At 52.6% G+C, this 19,194-nt stretch carries 14 protein-coding genes; 9 read left to right on the top strand and 5 right to left on the bottom strand.

Annotation, left to right across the window (positions count from 1 at the left end; all coding sequences use genetic code 11):
- Positions 1–518: 518 nt before the first annotated feature.
- Entirely contained in the window at positions 519–1,922 is a 1,404-nt protein-coding gene (gene nhaC, locus A372_RS0127115; RefSeq protein WP_019424073.1) for a Na+/H+ antiporter NhaC, read from the bottom strand.
- A 307-nt stretch (positions 1,923–2,229) separates the two neighbouring features.
- Between nhaC and A372_RS0127110 the strand changes: the two genes are divergently transcribed.
- The 4 genes from A372_RS0127110 to A372_RS0127095 all read left to right on the top strand — a co-directional run bounded on the left by A372_RS0127110 (position 2,230) and on the right by A372_RS0127095 (position 6,908).
- Entirely contained in the window at positions 2,230–3,183 is a 954-nt protein-coding gene (locus A372_RS0127110; protein ID WP_233697229.1) for an AraC family transcriptional regulator, read from the top strand.
- 125 nt (positions 3,184–3,308) lie between these two features.
- Positions 3,309–4,238 (top strand): ABC transporter permease, encoded by a 930-nt coding sequence (locus A372_RS0127105; RefSeq protein ID WP_019424071.1) that lies wholly within the window; start codon positions 3,309–3,311, stop codon positions 4,236–4,238.
- Positions 4,239–4,268: 30 nt separating this feature from the next.
- Positions 4,269–5,165, top strand: coding sequence for a carbohydrate ABC transporter permease (locus tag A372_RS0127100; protein ID WP_019424070.1), 897 nt, complete (start codon positions 4,269–4,271; stop codon positions 5,163–5,165).
- Positions 5,166–5,276: 111 nt separating this feature from the next.
- A complete protein-coding gene (locus A372_RS0127095) occupies positions 5,277–6,908 on the top strand; it encodes an extracellular solute-binding protein (protein WP_019424069.1) in 1,632 nt (543 codons plus the stop codon).
- Positions 6,909–7,017: 109 nt separating this feature from the next.
- On the opposite strand, the gene A372_RS0127090 is transcribed toward A372_RS0127095, so the two are convergent.
- The 4 genes from A372_RS0127090 to A372_RS0127075 form a co-directional block, all read right to left on the bottom strand.
- The gene (locus A372_RS0127090) at positions 7,018–7,488 is read right to left on the bottom strand and encodes a RidA family protein (protein ID WP_019424068.1); all 471 of its coding nucleotides are present in this window, start codon (positions 7,486–7,488) and stop codon (positions 7,018–7,020) included.
- A gap of 80 nt (positions 7,489–7,568) precedes the next feature.
- Positions 7,569–9,203: an N-acyl-D-amino-acid deacylase family protein gene (locus A372_RS0127085; RefSeq protein ID WP_019424067.1), complete on the bottom strand. Its 1,635-nt coding sequence runs from the start codon at positions 9,201–9,203 to the stop codon at positions 7,569–7,571.
- A gap of 22 nt (positions 9,204–9,225) precedes the next feature.
- A complete protein-coding gene (locus A372_RS0127080; protein ID WP_019424066.1) occupies positions 9,226–10,395 on the bottom strand; it encodes an alanine racemase in 1,170 nt (389 codons plus the stop codon).
- 15 nt (positions 10,396–10,410) lie between these two features.
- Complete coding sequence (locus A372_RS0127075; protein WP_019424065.1) at positions 10,411–11,052, bottom strand: helix-turn-helix transcriptional regulator; 642 nt, start codon at positions 11,050–11,052, stop codon at positions 10,411–10,413.
- 185 nt (positions 11,053–11,237) lie between these two features.
- Between A372_RS0127075 and A372_RS0127070 the strand changes: the two genes are divergently transcribed.
- From A372_RS0127070 to A372_RS0127050, 5 genes are all read left to right on the top strand, one after another.
- Positions 11,238–13,049, top strand: a complete 1,812-nt coding sequence (locus tag A372_RS0127070) for a cache domain-containing sensor histidine kinase (protein ID WP_019424064.1) — start codon at positions 11,238–11,240, stop codon at positions 13,047–13,049.
- Positions 13,049–14,752: a response regulator transcription factor gene (locus A372_RS35645; RefSeq protein ID WP_019424063.1), complete on the top strand. Its 1,704-nt coding sequence runs from the start codon at positions 13,049–13,051 to the stop codon at positions 14,750–14,752. The genes A372_RS0127070 and A372_RS35645 overlap by 1 nt, the downstream gene beginning before the upstream one ends.
- Before the next feature lie 204 nt (positions 14,753–14,956).
- Positions 14,957–16,330: an extracellular solute-binding protein gene (locus tag A372_RS0127060; protein ID WP_019424062.1), complete on the top strand. Its 1,374-nt coding sequence runs from the start codon at positions 14,957–14,959 to the stop codon at positions 16,328–16,330.
- A gap of 842 nt (positions 16,331–17,172) precedes the next feature.
- Entirely contained in the window at positions 17,173–18,048 is an 876-nt protein-coding gene (locus A372_RS0127055; protein ID WP_019424061.1) for a carbohydrate ABC transporter permease, read from the top strand.
- A gap of 107 nt (positions 18,049–18,155) precedes the next feature.
- Positions 18,156–19,046, top strand: coding sequence for a carbohydrate ABC transporter permease (locus tag A372_RS0127050; protein WP_019424060.1), 891 nt, complete (start codon positions 18,156–18,158; stop codon positions 19,044–19,046).
- The last annotated feature ends 148 nt before the right edge of the window (positions 19,047–19,194 follow it).

The raw sequence follows: 19,194 nt of genomic DNA, 5'->3' as shown, positions 1-19,194 counted from the left end.
CACTGGAACAGGACCCGGCTGATTGCGGGAAGGATTATAAGATAAGATTGTGTGCGATGATAAACATCCGACCCGTCTCCTGCCCGAAGAGAAAAAGCAGGGCGGAAGGTTTGGGCCTTTGTTTCATCCATTGGATTTCGTCCAATGAAATAGCGGGGTGCAGCTCTTTACGGTCGGTTCCATTGGAGTTCATCCAATGGCTTGACACTCTATCCGTGCTAATGGCTGAAAAGAGCCCGATCCATTGGACAAATTACAGTCTGCATGCCATTTAGCCGTAGAGTCCATACATTTTACTGTATGTTTTCCAATGGATCTTGCTTCGACCTCGTCCGAAGAGAACCATTTACCTCGTTTCCTTTTCATATCCTTATCTGTCTGGAGAAAGCAAAGCTGCTTGCACAACGGTAAGGCAGTTGCCTTGAGAGAAGCCGATCCGGAAAAATCCACAAACGGATGCAAAAAGAAAGAAGCGAGTATTGCGCCTCCGCGCAAACCCGCTTCAATTGATATGCCTATCATTTCCGAGCCATACCCAAAGTTTCTCTCTTCAAGCCCGGAATGAGCGCGAACGCAAATGTCACCAACGGGGATAGCCAGAGGAAAAAGGCGTACGGCGCATAATCGAGCACCGTCAGTCCCAATGCGCTCGTCATCATCGCTCCGCTGACGCCCCACGGAATGAGCGGATTGACCAAGGTCCCGCAATCTTCCAATGTGCGTGAGAGGGTAACGCGCGGAATGCCGCGTTTCTCATATTCTTCTTCAAAGAGCTGGCCCGGCAGCAGAATAGACATATACTGTTCACCGGTAATGATATTGACGCCAATGGAGCTGAGCCCGCTCGTTACGACGAGCGCTTCTTTGCTCTTTACCGGAGCGATGAGACGATTGAACATCGTCTGGATGACTCCGCAGTGCTGCAGCAGTCCGCCTAATGCGAATGCGATAGCGATAAGTGTAATGGCCCCGGTCATCGATTGAAGCCCGCCGCGATTGACGATGCGCGCGACTTCTTCCAGTTGGAAGGAGCCTTGATATCCGTGGTTCATCGTAACAATCCATTGCGTAACAGCGAAATCTCCTTGAATGAACAGCGCTATGAGCAAGCCTGTGCCGATACCGAGCAGCATCGTAATGATGATGGGCAGCCGCTTAAAGGCTGCGGCAAGCACGACGACAAGCGGGAGCAGCGTCAGTGGGTGAATATGAAACGACTGGCTAATATCACGCTGCATCGCTTCGAGCTGCGACAAGTCTGTCTGGGACGATGAACCAAAAAAGAAAAATGCGGCGAGGGTCAATACGAATGCCGGCACGGTCGTCCGCGTCATGTTCCGGATATGATCAGGCATTTGCACGCGTGCGACGGCAGATGCGAAATTGGTCGTATCGGAGAGCGGAGACATTTTATCTCCGAAGCATGCACCAGATACGACGGCACCCGCCACGATGGCTGGATGGACGCCCATAGAGCCTGCCATGCCGACCAGGGCGACACCGAACGTGCCGACGGTCGTAAGTGAGCTGCCGACGAACATCGACACGACGACGGTAAGCAGCATCGCACTAATTGTGAACCACTGCGGCTGGAACCAAGTGGTTCCATATACAAGCAGTGTCGGAACTGTACCGCTCATCATCCAGACTGCGATTAGAATGCCGATGAGAGATAGCAGCGCTGCCGGCATGACGGATGCCTGAAGTCCGCGCATGAGTGCTTGTTCAACCGATTTCCACGATTGGCCGAAGGCGAGCAGCAGACACCCGGTCAATACGGCGGCGGCGATGAGCGGAATATGGGGCTCTGCCTGCCATACGAGAATGGTAAGTAAGAGCAGGACGATAATGCTGGTGAAAATCGTAACACTTTGCGCGAAGCTAAGCGGACGAGTCTCGTTGTGTTGCTGGTGGGCTTGCATGGTGTCATCTCCTTGATACTATATACATTGTAGTTCATAGCTGGTTCGATATTAGCGTATGACTTGATTACATAATCGCTTCTACGCTTACACGCTTGTCCGTGTTAAAGCGAGTGAATAAACCTATTATAACTTATCGTGACTTGACTATAAGGTCAACGGTAACAATAACCAGTTTTTTTGAAGGCTCAGCGCTCATATCAGCGGTGAGCCTTATTTGCATGTGTAAAAAACAATATTGCATTTATAAATGCTATAATGGTATTTTGATATTTATAAATACTAAAAAAGGCTGGTGAATATGGAAGTGAGTGCAACAATAGAACGGGCTGGAGACAAAGGCGTGTCACGGGAGGGGAATGCTAAGTTGATTTCGTGTCAGGAAGCGACGATTCCTTGCGAGGAAGTCGCTATGACTTTGTCGAGACAATTCCCGATCCATATTATCGATACGATTGGCGTAGCGCCGGAATATCAGCGGCTTCATCGCCATGATGTGCTGGAGATTAATTGGATTAAATCCGGATCGGGCCATTACATCATCAATGGGCAGCGGATTAATTTTCAAGAAGGAGATATTTTGCTGATTAACTCGAATGATTTGCACAGGGCATATGAAAAAGAACATCTCGTTATGCAGGTAACGGCTTTTGACGCTTCCTGGTTTGTGCATGATCTGCGCTACGAGCATGATCTGCTGGCGCCTTTTGCAGAGCTGGGCATACATTTTACGCATCTGCTTAGCCGGGACCACAGCAAGCTGCTGCAATCCATCCTCAGCGACATGCAGGAGGAGTACAACCGGAGTCAGCCGTTACATGTATCGATAGTGCGATCGCACCTCATCCGGTTTTTGGCTTATGTGAGCCGTTATTTGCGCAGCGAAGCTCCGCTATCTCCAGACGGCGCAGCACGGCATCCCAGCTCCGAACATGATGTAAAGGTACGCGCCGCCATTCAAGCGATGGATCGGGATTTTGCCCGGCCGTGGACCTTAAAGGAGCTTGCCGGACTTGTCTACTTAAGCCCATCCCGATTCAGTGCCGTGTTTAAGCAAACGGTTGGCGTCTCGCCCGTTGAATACCTAATTTCCGTCCGCATTAAGCATGCAGTGAGGCTGCTTGAATCGTCAGACTTGCAGATTATTAACATTGCGCTGGAATGCGGCTTTCGCAATCTGTCCAACTTTTATCGGCTATTCAAAAGCAGTACGGGTTATGCGCCGAGCGAAGTACGGTCAGGGGGATTTGCAAAACGATAACATTATACAGTCTAAGCAGAAGAATACTGGAGGAAACAGGGCAGGCCGCAATTTACAATCAAGTAAGACATCGGCCATGACATGAAGTATTTCGGTCTGCAGTTCACGGACCGACCAAGGAGGGAATGCATACGATCATGGTGTTACTAGGCCGCTTCAAGCGTATTTTTGAACAATGGGATATTCAGCTCATGGTGCTGCCTGCAATAGCGTTCATTTTTGTGTTCAGCTACATCCCGATGTACGGCGTGCTTATGTCGTTTCAAGACTACAACATATTTAAAGGCTTTCTGCACAGTCCATGGGTCGGCTTGAAGCATTTCGGCATGTTTTTTCAAGCGCCCGAATTTTGGAATGTCATGCGCAATACGGTCGTCATTAGCTTGCTCAAATTCTGTATCGGCTTTCCGGCCCCGATCCTGTTGGCGCTAATGCTGAACGAAGTGAAAAACATGGTGTTCAAGCGGGTGATTCAAACCATCAGCTATTTGCCGCATTTTCTATCGTGGGTTATCGTATCAGGCTTTGTCATGTCGCTATTATCGACGGACAACGGAAGTGTGAATATGTTGTTTGAGCGTATCGGAGTTATTGACGAACCAATCAACTTTCTTTCTATGCCAGAATACTTTTGGACGATTCTTGTCACCACGGGAATATGGAAGGAGATTGGCTTCTCCTCCATCGTATACTTGGCAGCGATTGCTGGTGTCGACCCGCACATGTATGAAGCGGCTTCCATTGACGGAGCCAGCCGCTTCAAGCAAATGTTCCTCATTACGCTGCCCGCGATTATGCCGATCATTATCATCTTCATGATACTGGCCATCGGCAATTTGCTGAATGCCGGCTTTGAAGACATTTTGCTGTTGGGAGCGAGTCCTGCCGTCAGGGAGGTTGCCGACGTGCTAGATACATACGTGTACCGGATCGGCATTCAGAACTCCCGGTTTTCATACGCGACGGCAGCTGGGCTGTTCAAAGCGGTCATTAGCGTCGCGATGCTGGCAGGGGCCAACTATATTGCCCGGAGGACAGGGAACAGCTTGTGGTGACGCGATTATGGATAGAGAGAAGGATGCAGCTTGGTTAAGGATGGTTTTGGCGACAGAGTGATGTCTTTCCTCATTCACGTCTGCTTGTTGGTATTGGGCTTTGTTACGTTTTATCCATTCTGGAATGCGGCGGTTATTTCGTTTAACAGCGGCACGGATACGCTCTTGGGCGGAGTTACCTTTTGGCCTCGTGATCTGACGGTAGACAATTATACAATTGTATTTCGGGATGCCCGCTTGCTGAATGGGTTTCTAATATCGGTAATCAGAACGCTTATCGGCACCGTTTTGGCGATATTGGCAACGGCGATCTTTGCCTACGGGATGACGAAGAGGGAGCTGATAGGGAAAAAGCTGTACATGATTATGGGCATTATTACGATGTATTTCGGGGGCGGACTCATTCCATCCTTTTTATTAATCCGGGAGTTGGGTCTGATGAACACGTTCTGGGTCATGATTATTCCCGGACTGATTAGCGTATATAACATGATTATTTTCCGGACATTCTTTATGGGTCTTCCCAACGGATTAGAGGAGTCGGCGAAGATAGACGGATGTACGAACTGGGGCGTCTTATTCCGCATCGTGCTGCCGCTATCCGGTCCCGTGCTGGCTACGTTATCGCTGTTCACGGCCATATACCATTGGAACGACTGGTTCACGCCGAGCATTTACATTTCCAATTTGGATTTATTGCCTATCCAGACGAAGCTGCAGCAGATTTTGAGCTCCAACATTATGAGCGAGCAAATGGCGCAAATGGATTCCGCAGCGAAAGGCCACATGGAACGGATGAAAACGATCACGAGCAAGTCGCTCTCCATGGCAACGATGATGGTTGCGACCGTGCCGGTCATCTGCGTGTATCCTTTTGTGCAAAAATATTTTGTCAAGGGAGTCCTCATCGGATCGTTGAAGGAATAACGGTTAAGCGCAGCGCAGATTGCTTTCTATACAGCGCATACCGCTTTGCCGATGCATGTATTTATAAGTGACGGGATTTATTCTGCAACGAGGGGAAAGGGGATAGGGAAAATGAAGCACGGGAGAACATGGATGGCGTTGAGCCTTGCGTTGGTGATGCTTGCATCGCTGCTGGCGGCATGCGGCCCTTCGACCCAACAAGAAGCTGCCGGGAACAAACAAGAGGGGGAGCCAATCAATGCGGCAGCGTTTGGAGAGGCGACGATAGCCTTCTCTTTCTATGGCAACTATGATTGGTATACGATGCCGCAGTGGGGCAAGGACTTGGCCACGAAATGGATTAGAGAGAATAAAAAAGTGGAGATTACCGCAATTAGTTCCGGAGGCAATGCCAAACAGAAGCTCAATACGATGATCGCGTCCGACGAATTGCCCGATGTCATTTGGTTGGAGCGTGGTGTCGATGTCGAGCGATTGCGAGCAGCCGATCTGCTGGTGCCGTTAGATGAATATTTGGACAAGTATCCGAATTTAAAAAAATGGGCGGGGGAATCAACGCTCAATATGCTGCGCTCCCCTGACGGGAAAATCTATCAGTTTCCGAACTGGTACACGACGCAGCCAAATGGAAATGCCGGTTATGTCGTGAACAAGAAAATATATATGGAACTCGGCTCCCCCAAGCTGGAGACAACCGATGATTTATATGCGTATCTAAAAAAGGTGAAGCAGAACTATCCGAACGCAGTGCCGCTCGAAGTCGGATCAGGCGCAGAAGGAGTGGAAATATTGACGTCCGCCTTTGCGGAAAACCGCCCTTCCCTCTTCAACGTCATGCAAGCCGTGCCGATGGGTGACGAGCTGACATCGATATTTACGGATCCCGTGTTTCGCGAGGCGATGGTCTATGCCAGCAGGCTGTTCCGTGAGAGATTAATGTCGCAGGATACGATGTCGCAAACGAGAGATCAACTGGCAGAGAAAATCGTATCTGGCAGAGTTGCGGTGCTGGCCGGCTCCAGTCCGACCGAATTCGCCTCGAGAGGGGACAATATGCTGAGAGCGGAGGACCCGGATGACGGCTATATGATGGTATGGCCGCTGCGCAAAGAAGGCTTGGATAAAAACAAAATATATCCGGGCGATTTCAAGCAGCTCGGCTGGAATGTCAGCGTGATTACGAAAGCGGCGGACAATCCCGAAGCGACATTCGCATTTCTGGATTGGCTGACCGGACCGGAAGGTCAACGGATTATTTTCTGGGGACCTGAGGGGTTGTATTGGGAGGGGACAGATGCGGACGATGCGCCGATTTTTACAGAGAAGTTCACGACGGACATCGAGAACCGCAACAAACTGATGGACTCCACCATCAACTTCCAATGGAACGGAAATACGGTATACGTCGATACATCCAAGAGCAAATTTGAACAGACACTGCCGGAGGAGAAGCGGAATTGGGAAACGCGCTGGCAAACTGAAATAACGTGGAAGACCCAATATAATGGAACCGAATTTGTCAATTTGGACCCGCCGGGAGACACGGAGGAAGGCATTGCCGCGCAAAGCATAGCGGATATTTATTCCGAAACGAGGGCGAAGATCCTTCTCAATGCCAAAAGTGACGATGATGTGCTGCGGCTTCTCGATGAGGCCGAGACGAAGGCGCAGCAAGTCGGTTACGCCAAGCTATTAGCTTATAAAACCGAGAAGTGGCAGGAAAACGTGAAAAAACTAAAATAGACTGATGCGTATGAAAAATGAAAAGGCCGCAGGCTGTTTCAGAGGGATAAAACCTCTGGCGCAGTCTGCGGCATTATTGCGGTTTAATGTGTGTTGAATCTATGTGAATCTATGCTTCTTCTTTTACTTCCACAATGATTTCGATTTCGACTGGCGTATGGAACGGCAAGTCGCTCGTGCCAATCGCTGAACGCGCGTGTCTTCCTGCGTCTCCGAACACCTCGATAAGCAAATCCGAAGCCCCGTTAATGACGTAAGGCTGATCGGCAAATCCCGGTGCGCTGTTGACGAACGCCAGCATCTTCACGACCTTGGCCACTTTATCCAAGGTGCCAAGCTCATGCTTGATGACAGCCAAGGCGTTAATGATGACTTGGCGCGCGGCGCGTTGGCCTTCTTCAATCGTCAGCTCCGCGCCGACCTTTCCCTCATACATGAGCACGCCGTCAATTCGGCAATCCATGCCTGATGTGTACAATAGATTGCCTGTGCGATTGCAAGGAATATAAGAAAATTTCGGTTCCCCTACAGCTGGCAGCTCGATTCCTAATTGCTGCAGACGTTGTTCGATTTGACCCATATTATTCGCTCCTTTAGTAGGTAGTATGTTAAATAAGTAGTTAAAAAAATTGATTAGTCAATCCATTCCTGATGAAGCGGTCAGCAGCAACCGCAAGTATGGTGAAGCTGAAGGCGGCGTTCCGCTTTTAGCATGGAACCGGCGTGTACGGACTGAAATTCGCCGTGCCGCAGCGCAAGCTGACCGTTAACGAACACATGCGATATTCCGTTAGGGAACTGGCGCGGTTCTTCAAAGGTGGCCGTATCCTGCACCGTGTCCGGATTGAAGACGACGAGATCCGCCGCATATCCCGGCACAAGCAGGCCGCGTCGGCCTAGGCGGAAGCGCGCCGCCGGAAAGGCGCTCATCTTGCGCACCGCATCCTCCACGGTAAGCAGCTTGCGCTCGCGCACATATGTGCCAAGTATGCGCGGGAACGTTCCATAGAGCCGCGGATGAGGCTTGCCGGTCTCGCAGTGCAGACTGTCAGAAGCGATGAGCGAGCGTGAATAAGCGATGACCTGATCGACGTCGGATTCTGCCATATGGTAATAGACGATGGTGATCTTGCCTTGCTCTTCCAGCAGCAGTTCAATCATGGCATCGACAGGGTGAATGCCGCGCTTCGCGGCAACATCCGCAATCGATAGCCCTTCGAGCTCTTTGTTGCGATCTGTCTGCACCGCAGAGATAACGACGCTGTGCCAGCCGGTGGAAGCGACGAGATTGTCCCATGTGTCTTGCTCCTCTGCCAGCTCTTCATGCAGACGCTGCCGGATAGCCGGACGCTGCAGCGCTTCCAGCGTGGCAGGCAAGCCGCCTTCCAAGATCCAAGGCGGCAGCACCGTCGTGAGCGTGGTGGAGCCAGCATGGTACGGATATACGTCGCATGTGACGTCCATTCCGCGGGCCCGCGCCGCTTCAATGCGCTCGAGCGCATCCAGCACTTGGCCCCAGCTGCGCTTTCCAGCAGCTTTGAGATGGCTGATGTGCAGAGTCACTCCGGATTGCTCCGCAATCCAGATCACTTCATCAATCGAAGCGAGCAGGTGGCGTCCTTCGCCGCGAATATGCGTGGACAGCAGCCCGCCGTATTGGGCGACGACGCGGGACAATTCCGCAATTTCATTTTTGTCCGCGTAACTGCCTGGCGCGTACAGCAAGCCGATGGAGAGGCCGATAGCGCCCGCTTCCATTCCTTCGCGCAGAATCGTCTTCATTTCATTCAATTCCGCAGGCGTAGGCGGACGATGATCGAAGCCCATGACGGCAATTCGGAGCGCGCCGTGCGCTACGTAGGTAGCGAGGTGCTCGGCTGGAGAGCAGCTCTGAACGGCGTCCATATATTCTGCGATGCTGTTCCACGTCCACGGCTTGTTCGTTGTCCCAATGACTGGCGTAATGTATTCCCGCAGCAAGTCGCCGCGTGCGGGCACGAACGGTGCGGGCGCCAAGCCGCAATTGCCGACAACTTCAGTCGTTACGCCTTGCTGCATTTTAATGTTGCTGTCAGGGTAATCCATAATCATCAGGTCGGAGTGACAGTGTCCGTCAATGAATCCAGGAGCGATGATGTGCCCTTGCGCATCAATCGTGTCCCGTGCCTCGACATCAATGGAACCCGGAGACGCGACATGGGTAATCTGTCCGTCCTTTACTCCGATTTCGCCCCAAAACCAAGGGTTGCCGGTACCGTCGGCAACGCGTGTATTCCGAATGATTACATCAAGCATGATCCTTCCTCCTTCATTATGTTTACCAGCTGTGTCCGCGTGCTTCGATCGGAACGTGGACCGCACAGTCCGATTGAACAAGCCATGCCTTGTTATATAAATTAAGAGTGCTGCAAATGTGATTAGGAATAATATGTAAGCGATCGCCGACCTTGAAGGAATGACCGGCCGTAATACGAATCGTGCCATGCTCCTCGGATAATCGCTCCAACACGGCTTCGGGAGCTTCCATAATATGACCGAAGCCTTGCAAAAGAAGTGGGGGCGTGTTCGGCTGCACGTCGGTAGCGAATGCTTTGCTGCCGCCATCGATGATAATGATGTCGTCTTGCGGGCAGCTGACGACGGTAACGGCTACGCAACCGGCGCAGTCATCGAGCATGCATCCGCCGAATTCGACTTGCATGCGGTCTTGAAATACGTATGTGCCCGGACGGATTTCCGTCACGCCAGGAACGGCAGCCGCATAAGTGCCTGTTGGAGTCGAACCGACGCTGACATCCCGGATGTCATGACCGGCTTCACGCAGCATGTCTGCGATCCGGACCATGGTCAAGCCTTCATCACGCCCCGCGCTCTGCACATCGAGCGTACCTTCTCCGTTCAGCAGCGCTCCGCGGAAGGTGAAGATGCCGCCAAGCTGCAGGTGCGGGCAGTGCGCGATGAATTGAGCTATCGGCATAATGTCGGCTGCACGCGCGCCCGAGCGCTTCAAGCCAGTGTCGATTTCCAGCCGCACCTCAAGCACAACATCGCACTCCTGCGCGATCTCTTCCAGTATGCCGGCGCCGGCGATGCTGTCGACCCCGACAATAATGCGGGCTCGTGAAGTTAAAGCGATCGCCCGGCGTACTTTGGAAGGGGTAACGAGCGGATAGGCAATGAAAATATCGAGAATTCCATGCTCCACCATGATCTCCGCTTCTGACACCTTCGCTGCCGTAATGCCGGAGGCGCCATGATGCAATTGCATTTGCGCAATGCGTGGCATCTTATGTGTCTTCAGATGGGGACGCAGCTGCACTCCATTCTGGGCTGCCGCTTGAGCCATTGCGGATATATTGCGCTCTGTTCGTTCCAAATCGATGAGCAGAAAAGGAGTCTCGGCTATTGCTAGCTGCGGATGCTGAACGGATAGATTCGATAGAGCAGCAACGTTCTCCATTTGTCCGATTTGCAGTTCCTTCGTCATGAGTTTCACGCTCCGTTAGGTAGATTGCTTGGCTTCTTCCAAGTAGCTATATAACGTATATTTCGATATGCCCAAGTACGTGCAAATTTTCTCCCCGGCTTTTTTGATGAGGAAGGCCCCTTTGTCGTCCAAAAGAACGAGCAGCTTCATCTTGTCCTCCTTCGTCATCAATGCAACCGGTTTATCGATCTGCGCCTGAGCTTCTTGAATGAGAGTATCCAATAAATCGTTCACATTGGTCACGAACGATTCCTTCACTTCCGGCTGTAATCCGGCCATGGTGAGTGACTTCAGCGCTTTCTCCGCCATCGTCAGGTCGGTAATATCGTAATTAATGCATAGCGACCCGATAATCTGCCCTTCGCGATTGCGCATATACAATGAAGTGGAGCGGAGCAAGCGGCCATCCTTCGTCTGCGTAATATAGTTGATTTTATTGCCGTCTTGCTGTGTGCCGCGCAACAGCTCTAGGCCAAGATTCGTGCCAGGATCACCGACATGGCGGCCCGTAATGTGACCGTTTTCAATCGCAACGATCGTACGATCATACGGCAGCGTCAAATCATGGAGCACAACCTCGCACTGATCGCCGAACTGGGCGGCTATCCCTTTGACAACTGCCTGTAGAAAGGGAAGTTCTTCTTGTATGGATTCCATTGCTTCCTCCCTCAAATTGAAGTGGAGCTGCGGATGGGAGCCATTTCATAATTTCATGCTCCATCGCTCTCCACCTCATCGTATCATAATTTTGCCAGCGATCAAACTAAAAGTTTGTTGACCTAACAAAAATTAATGCTGCATAATGATCGTGACAGAGGAAGAAATAGGAAGGAGGGCTAATTGTGAATTGGATCGCACGTTCGCTGCACCGAAAATTGTTGATTTTGCTGCTGGCCTGCATCATTTTGCCGGTCATGCTGCTCGGCTACGTCTCTTACCGCACCGCATGGTCGATTACCGAGGAGAAGACGAAGCAGGCGAGCTTGAACACGTTGAGACAGATTAGCGCCATTCTCGAGACGATTGCCCAGGACGTCGAGAATATGTCTGTCTTCTTAATCGGACAGCATGATGTTCAGACCTATTTGGCGAAGAAGGAGCGGGCCAGCGCCAACGACTATTTGCGCATGATCGGATTTTTGACGAATTTGGCTTTTTCCAAAGACTACATTGCCGACATCCGCATCATTCCGCTCAACGGAAATCCAGAGCTGTCCAACACGACGATTTTGACCTCCTCGCTGTTCCAGCAAGTTCCGGCCTCGCCTGATTATTGGGAGGAGCATCCGACCTGGTGGTCCCCTCCGATTCCGATCGATACGAGTCTGGGGCGCAAACGCACGGTGTCGCTTGTCCGGCCAATTCGCAATATGAATACGTTTGAATCGCTTGGCATGCTGTCCATCGGCATCGACGGGGATGCGCTGACCGCCCGGCTGGGCAATGCTGTCGTGGAAGGCGGAGGAAGCCTCATTCTTGCAGATAACGAGGGGAACATCGTCGCTTCTGGAGCCGATGATGCGACGGCTGCCGCCTGGCAACCGCAGCTTGCGTCGCTTGGCGGCGCGATTACGGGCAACGAAGCGCAGTTTTTCGATGTCGGGGAAGGGAGCGGCCGCCATGTGGTCGTGACCATGAAGGTTCCGCTCGCCCCATGGGATGTGTACGCGATGATCCCGTACCAGACGTTCAGCGAACAGAACCGCTATGTGCTTCAATTGACTGCCGTGACGGTGGGCGTTGCCCTGCTCGTGATCGTGGCGGCAGTTGCTTATTTCGTCAGACGGGTTACGAAGCCGCTTGTCCGGCTGGCCCGTTCGATCGGATCGGTGCAGCCGGATTCCCCGTTCCGGCCGCTGCCGCTCACTTCGCAAGACGAAATTGGCTTTGTCGTGCGCAGCTATAATCGGCTAAGCGATAATATCCGCGAATTGACCGAGCAGGTGAAACGGAATGAAGCGCAAAAAATGGAAGCGGATCTGCAAGCGCTGCAGGCACAAATTCATCCGCATTTTCTATATAACACGCTCTCTTCCGTGCAGTGGCTCGCATGGATGGATGGAAACGGGAAAATAGCCGAGATGGTAGGGGCGCTGGGTGACTTTTTGCGCTTCAGCCTGAACCGGGGGCTTGAATATTGCACGATTGGCCAAGAGGTGGAGCATGTGAAAAATTATATGCATATTCAAGCGATGCGCTATCCGGAACGGTTTCAGTTCCAGATCGTGCTGCCGGTTGAGCTGGAAGAGGCGCCAATGCTCAAGCTGCTGCTGCAACCGTTAATTGAAAACGCTTTATTGCATGGGGTTCTGAAACCGGGAGCGCATGGAAATAACGGATTTCTCTATTTGGAAATGTTGATGGCAGATGAGGGGGGAATTCAATTTATTGTTCGGGATAATGGCGCTGGTATGAGTCCAGATGCGGCGGAGAGCCTCAGGCGGCAGCTGCGGACGGGAGAACGTCGGCCGCCAAGCGGTGATGCAAGCGCCGGCAGCGGTTACGGCCTATTCAATGTCCAGCGCAGATTGCAGCTTCATTATGGCGAGGGCGCGTCCTTGCACATCGAAAGTATCGCAGGAGAAGGAACGACCGTTACGTTTGCGATTCCGTCGCCAGGCTGCACATACGAGCAAGGAAAGGGGTTTTATTGATGAAATTGTTAATTGTGGATGACGAAGTCATTATTCGCACTGGACTTGCCCAAGTGATAACTTGGCATGATTTAGGATTTGAGGTGCTGCCTCCGTGTGCATCGGCGGAAGAGGCGATGGAGGCGATATCAGCGGATAAGCCGCATCTTGTGCTGACCGATATCCGCATGACCGGCGCCGACGGGTTGACGCTTGCCGCTTACATTCGCGAGGTGAGTCCGGACACGGAGATGATTGTGCTGACAGGCTATGATGATTTCCGCTATGCACAGCGGGCGCTGCGGGAAGGAGTGTGCGACTATTTGCTGAAGACGAGTCGACCTGACGACATTATGAGAGCGGCGATTCGCGCCAAGGAGCGGATAGTGGAGAAGCTGGAACGCAGCAAGAGCATGTCGAAGATAGAAGCTACCTACCGCGAACAGCTGCTGCATAAGCTGCTGCATGAGCCGCTGAGCGAGGCGGAGTGCCGCATGCTGGCGGATACGCTGCTGTTGGCAGACAGGACGCACTCGCCGACACGGAAAGTCGTCTTTGACGTGGCATGCATTCAGGCGGAAGGCTGGGGCGAAGCGCAGGAGAAGCTGCTGCTGTTTGCGGTCGGCAATATGCTGACAGAAATGGTGGCGGGGCTTGCGCTGCGTGAGGAGTCCCGCTTGCTTGTGCTGCGTCTGACAGAAGGGACGGCCATAAGCTCGGACTCGTGGGATTATGAGCTTGCGCTAATCGAGCGCAAGCTGAAATGCCGGCTGTTTGCCGGAATCGGCCGCTTGGTGACAGCGCCGGTAGAGGTGCGCGATTCGTGCCGCACCGCGAAGGAGGCTTATGCGTACCATTGGTTCAAAGGCAACAAAAGAATGCTGACTTGGCAGGAGGCAGCTTTACGGGCAGGGCGGCCTTCCATTTGTACTGCGCAGGATGAAGCAGAACTCATTCGCTGTTTGAAATCAGGCGAGCCCGAGGAGCTGCGCCGTTTCGTGCACGAACAGGTCCAGCGACTTATTGACGAACCGGAAGCGACTCCGGCCTCGATTCAGTCTTACGGCCAATCGCTGCTCATCGCGGCGCGGCGTTGGCTGGAACGGTGCGCTGAAGTGTCCGCGCCGGCACAGGCTGGCGGATTGCAGCCGGCGGATAGCGGATGCTGCGCTCAGGATGGCGGGGTGGCATGCGCGTCATGGAGCGCATCTCGACATGCGCAGGCCCGCGCCTTCGGGCTTGCGTCCGAGCCGGCTTCAAGCGCCGGAGCCGATTGCGCGGCTGTTGGCCGGCCCGAGCCTGATCTAGCCTCGCCGCGTACGGCCGCGCCGGAGCAATGGGAGCGTGCGCTGTTCATTGCGCTGCAGGAAGCGATGCAATATTTTCGCGATGTCATTGCGGACTCCTCCGCATCAGTGGTTACCCGCGCCATGAATTACATTCGCGAGAAGGCGGACGGCAGTCTGACGCTGCAGCATGTGGCTCGAGTCGTCGGGGTGCATCCGAACCATTTGAGCGACAGGTTCAAGCAAGAAACGGGCATCAATTATATTGAATATGTGACCCAAGCCCGTATGGCTCAGGCTTGCCGCTATTTTCAAGACGGCTCCGCTAAAGTGTCGGCCGTGGCTCAGCTGGTCGGTTATGAGGATTTAAAATACTTTTCACAGCTGTTTAAGAAGCATATAGGCTGCACTCCATCCGAATACCGGGACAAATGCTGACAATAGTGCGCAATCAAAAGGGAGCCGCCAGAACAACCTGCCAGAGCTGAAAAGATTCCCCGTTGCGGCTTGATTTTTTCCCTAACGCACAATTAAAGCGCTTACTTATACTGGGTATACACCGGAACGCGATGACGAGATACCCGCGCTGACGACAGCAGAATAGGTCCGGTGAACATGAACAGAATGGTCAGGAGGGTTATGATGCGCAAACGGTGGATTTCTGTGCTCGTGTTCCTGCTTGTCGTTTCCATTTTTACCGCATGTGCAGGCGGAACGGGCACAACGACGTCAGGCAAGGATGGAGCAGCGGGCGGCTCGGAGTCGAATTCGTCCGCTAACCAAGGCGGCGGGAAGGACAGCGGTGAGTCCGTAAAGCTGTCTTTATGGCATAACTTTACGGGAGACGATCTGCGCGCCCAGGCGATGCGTGACATTATCGAACAATTTAAGCAGAACCATCCGCATGTCGCCTTAGACATTCAGGCGATACCGCCGGATGGCTATAAAACGCGCTTGAAGACGGTAGCGGCAGCCAATGAAATGCCTGACGTATTCCTTATGTGGCCGGGCACGATGACGAAAGAATTTCACGGCGGCGGCTTGATTCAGCCGATCAATGAGCTGCTCGACAGCAAGCCGGATTGGAAAAGTGGCTTCCTCCCAGGAGCGTTTGACGATTTTACGCTTGACGGGGCCACATACAGCGCGCCGATGGGACTTTCGCCAACCTCCATTCTTTATTACAATCAGGCGTTATTGGATAAGCACGGTCTTCAAGTTCCTGCGACGTGGGACGATTTGATGCAGGCGGTCGCGACGCTGAAGGAGAATAAAGTCACGCCGATTGCACTTGGCAACAAGGCGGCATGGCTGGCGCAATCAAGCATTATTAGCTCGCTCGCCGACCGAGTGACCGGAACGGAATGGTTTTTGAAGGCGGCAAATCAGGACGGGGCCCAATTTACGGATTCGGAATTCGTCAAAGCGCTGGAGTTGTTCCAAGGTTTACAGGAGGCTGGCGCATTCCAAGATGGAGCGAACAGCATAGACAACACGCAGATGGAAATGATGTTCGCCCAGGGTCAAGCGGCGATGATGATTGACGGCGGCTGGGCCTTGACCAACCTGTCCGCGAATGCGACGCCGGAGGCGTTGCAGCAAATGGGCGCGACCGTTCTCCCGTCCGTCCCAGGCGGGAAGGGTGACCCGAAGACATTGTCCGGTGTCGTCGGCGTCGGTCTTGGATTGAGCAAAAAGGTAGAAGGCAAGCGCAAGGAAGCGGCCTACGACTTGATTTACGCCATGTCTGGACCAGAGGCGCAGAAGCGGACACTGGAAGCGAATCAGCTGGTCAGCTTCAAGCTGGAGCTGGATGAGAGCAAAGTATCGCCGCTCTTTGCCAAGGTAAACCGACTCGTCAATGAAGTGAAGCGCACGCCGGTATACGACGCTGTCTTAACGAGCGCCGGAACGGATGCGGTCAACAACGGGCTGCAGGAGCTGCTGATGGGCGGCAAGCCCGAGGCCGTGGCGCAGAAGATTCAGGAGGCGCAGGCGAAAGCTCTTGGCAAGTAAGCCGGGAGGCGCTGAACTTGAACGAGGTTGGAAATGGGGACGGCGCCCTGCCAGCTAGCATGTTGGCGGGGCGCGCCCGTTGCCATAACAGATAAGAAACTATAAGTGTTCTGGGCCACGAAGTCGCCTAGTCAATTGGTGGTGGCCTGAATGATGCGGTTTCCCTCTTCAAATACGCATCTCAACGCTAGCATTCGTAGTCTCTCAATCCTGTTCTAATTCCCCCTTTTGTTCACTCTCCCAATGATTCAGATTGCGCAATGAATGATGAGTGCGCAATGAATGACGAGTGCGCAACAAGGAGTAATTCAGTTGTGAAAAAAGGTGCAATATTGCGGGGGAGAGCGGATTCTGAAAACGGGAAGAAGGGTCTAATCCCTTTAGTTAAAGGCGATTAAGCTTAGCCAAACGGCGATTCGATGGGGTTCGCATTTTCTGAGTAGTGGGGCTAGTGAGCAAAAGGACTTTTTGGCAAACCTCCTATTAGGTTCTTCTCCCCTTTATTCAGAATGGGAGCGCCCAACGAGAATAGGTTGTCAGACTACTCTGCAAAAGGTCCTGATGTCCATTCTCCATACCGTCAGGAAGGATGACGATGGGGATAAGATTCTGCCAATAGTATATACCATGCCATGCAGTGGTCGCTCATCATGACAGATAGCTAGAGTCATCCTTGGTCGTGCCGCCTCCTGAAGGAGGGGGAGAATGAACCAAAGGGGTGGAAGAAGCGGAGCACCTCAGCCTGAACGCGCCATTGTATGGACGTGAACAATTCGATAGTGATTTTCTAAACCGGGTTAGCTAGAAAGAGCGTCTTTCGTACAGAGGAAGGAGGAGCCCTTATGCGCGCTTGGACCAATAAACGGTCGTTTATTACGGCAGGATTGACCCCCGCGCTCGTCTTGTACACCATTTTTGTCATCATTCCGATCTTCTGGTCGGCTTATTACGGATTTTTTGATTGGAAAGGAATCGGGGCTGCCCGTTTCATCGGCTTGGATAACTTCGTTGAAGCGCTTAAGGATTCGGTCTTCTGGCTGTCGCTCCGCAACAATATGATCGTTGTCGTTGCCTCTGTCTTCGGTCAGGTGCCGATCGCGCTCTTGCTAGCACTGCTCTTAAAGCGCGGCACATGGTTTCAGCGCTTCGTCCGGTCTGCTGTTTTTATGCCAATGGTGCTCTCATCGGTCGTAATCGGGATTATTTGGAGCAACATCTATCATCCGCAGACAGGGCTGCTGAATGCGGCGCTCAGTGCTGTCGGTCTCGAAGAGTGGCGGCGCGCATGGCTATCCGAACCTGGCATCGCCATGTGGATGATTGCGATTCCGATCGTGTGGAATTATATCGGCCCGTATTTAATTATGTTTTTGGCTGCGCTGCACAGCATCCCGTCTGAAATGGATGATGCGGCACATCTGGACGGCGCGACAGGCTTGCGGAAGCTGGGCTTCATTACGCTGCCGCTCATCTGGGATACGCTCAAGGTCACGATCGTTCTGTGCATCTCGGGGAGCTTGAAGGCGTTCGATCTGATTTATGTCATGACGAATGGCGGTCCCGCTCATGCGACAGAGCTGCTTGCCTCGTATATGTACAACAGCACCTTTACCGTCTATCGCTTCGGATATGGCAGTGCTGTATCCACCCTTATCGTTATTATCAGCTTGCTGATGGTCGCTGGATCGCAATGGCTGATGAAGAAGGAGCAGAGATGAGAGCAATGAGAGCAATGCTTCCGATATAGTTTTCTTGCGATGACTTGCACTCCTTGGTGCTGAAAAGGGACCTTTTTGAACACGTAATTTGAAAGGAGGGAATCGGTATGAAATCATCCTCAGCAGCAGCGGCCGTGCGGGCTCGGGGGCCATATCAGATGTCAGTCAGACGATGGAAGGCGCACATCACACGCTTCTGTGTTTCTTGCGGATTGGCCGTGTATGCTGTAGTTACGTTGTATCCGCTCATTTGGCTCTATTTGAGCGCGTTTAAGACGAATGAGGAATTTTACGCGCATCCGTTCGGACTGCCGCAATCCTGGCAATGGTCGAACTTCGCCCGTGCTTGGGAAGTATCGGGGATGGGACTGTCCATGCTGAATTCATTCATCGTCACGACACTGTCGTTAGCGCTCACTTTGCTGCTGGGGGCGTTGGCGGCTTATATTTTGGCGCGCTTCACGTTTCGCGGCAGGGCCTTCATTCATCTGTTGTTCGTGCTTGGCATGCTCATTCCGATTCACAGCACGCTCGTGCCGCTGTTTATGATGATGAATCAGATGGGGATATTGAACACGTATGCTGCTCTTATATTGCCGTATACAGCATTTGAGCTTCCTATCGCTATCTTTATCGTGGCGGCTTACTTGGCCAATATTCCGAAGGAAATGGAGGAAGCGGCGCTCGTCGACGGCTGTGGCTACACCGGCATTTTCACCCGCATCATGCTTCCGGTCTCTCTGCCGGCGTTGGCGACGGTGGCCATCCTCGGCTTTTTGCGCTTCTGGAACGACTTTGCCTTTGCACTCGTGTTCATCAACAGTCCGGCGCTGAAGACGCTGCCGCTCAGTCTATCCGTATTCGCCACCGGCTACTCAACGGACTATAAGCTGACGATGGCGGCATTGGGCATGGCGGCGCTGCCTACGATCGTCATCTATATCCTGTTTCAGGAACAGGTGATGAAAGGAATGGCGGCGGGAGCGGTAAAAGGGTAACAGACAATGAACAGGATGTTACCACTCTTACAACAATGTAAGCTGATTGTAAGTTAGTTAAATGGCTGGTTGCACCAACAGAGACTACAATAGGATTCAAGACAGGCGATGCCATGACTGGCGGTTACTTATCTCATGTTCTACCACA

Source organism: Paenibacillus sp. OSY-SE, assembly GCF_000283315.1.
Lineage (GTDB): Bacteria > Bacillota > Bacilli > Paenibacillales > Paenibacillaceae > Paenibacillus_B > Paenibacillus_B profundus.
Note: the sequence above shows the minus strand (reverse complement) of the source record. Positions and strands in the feature narration are given on the sequence as shown.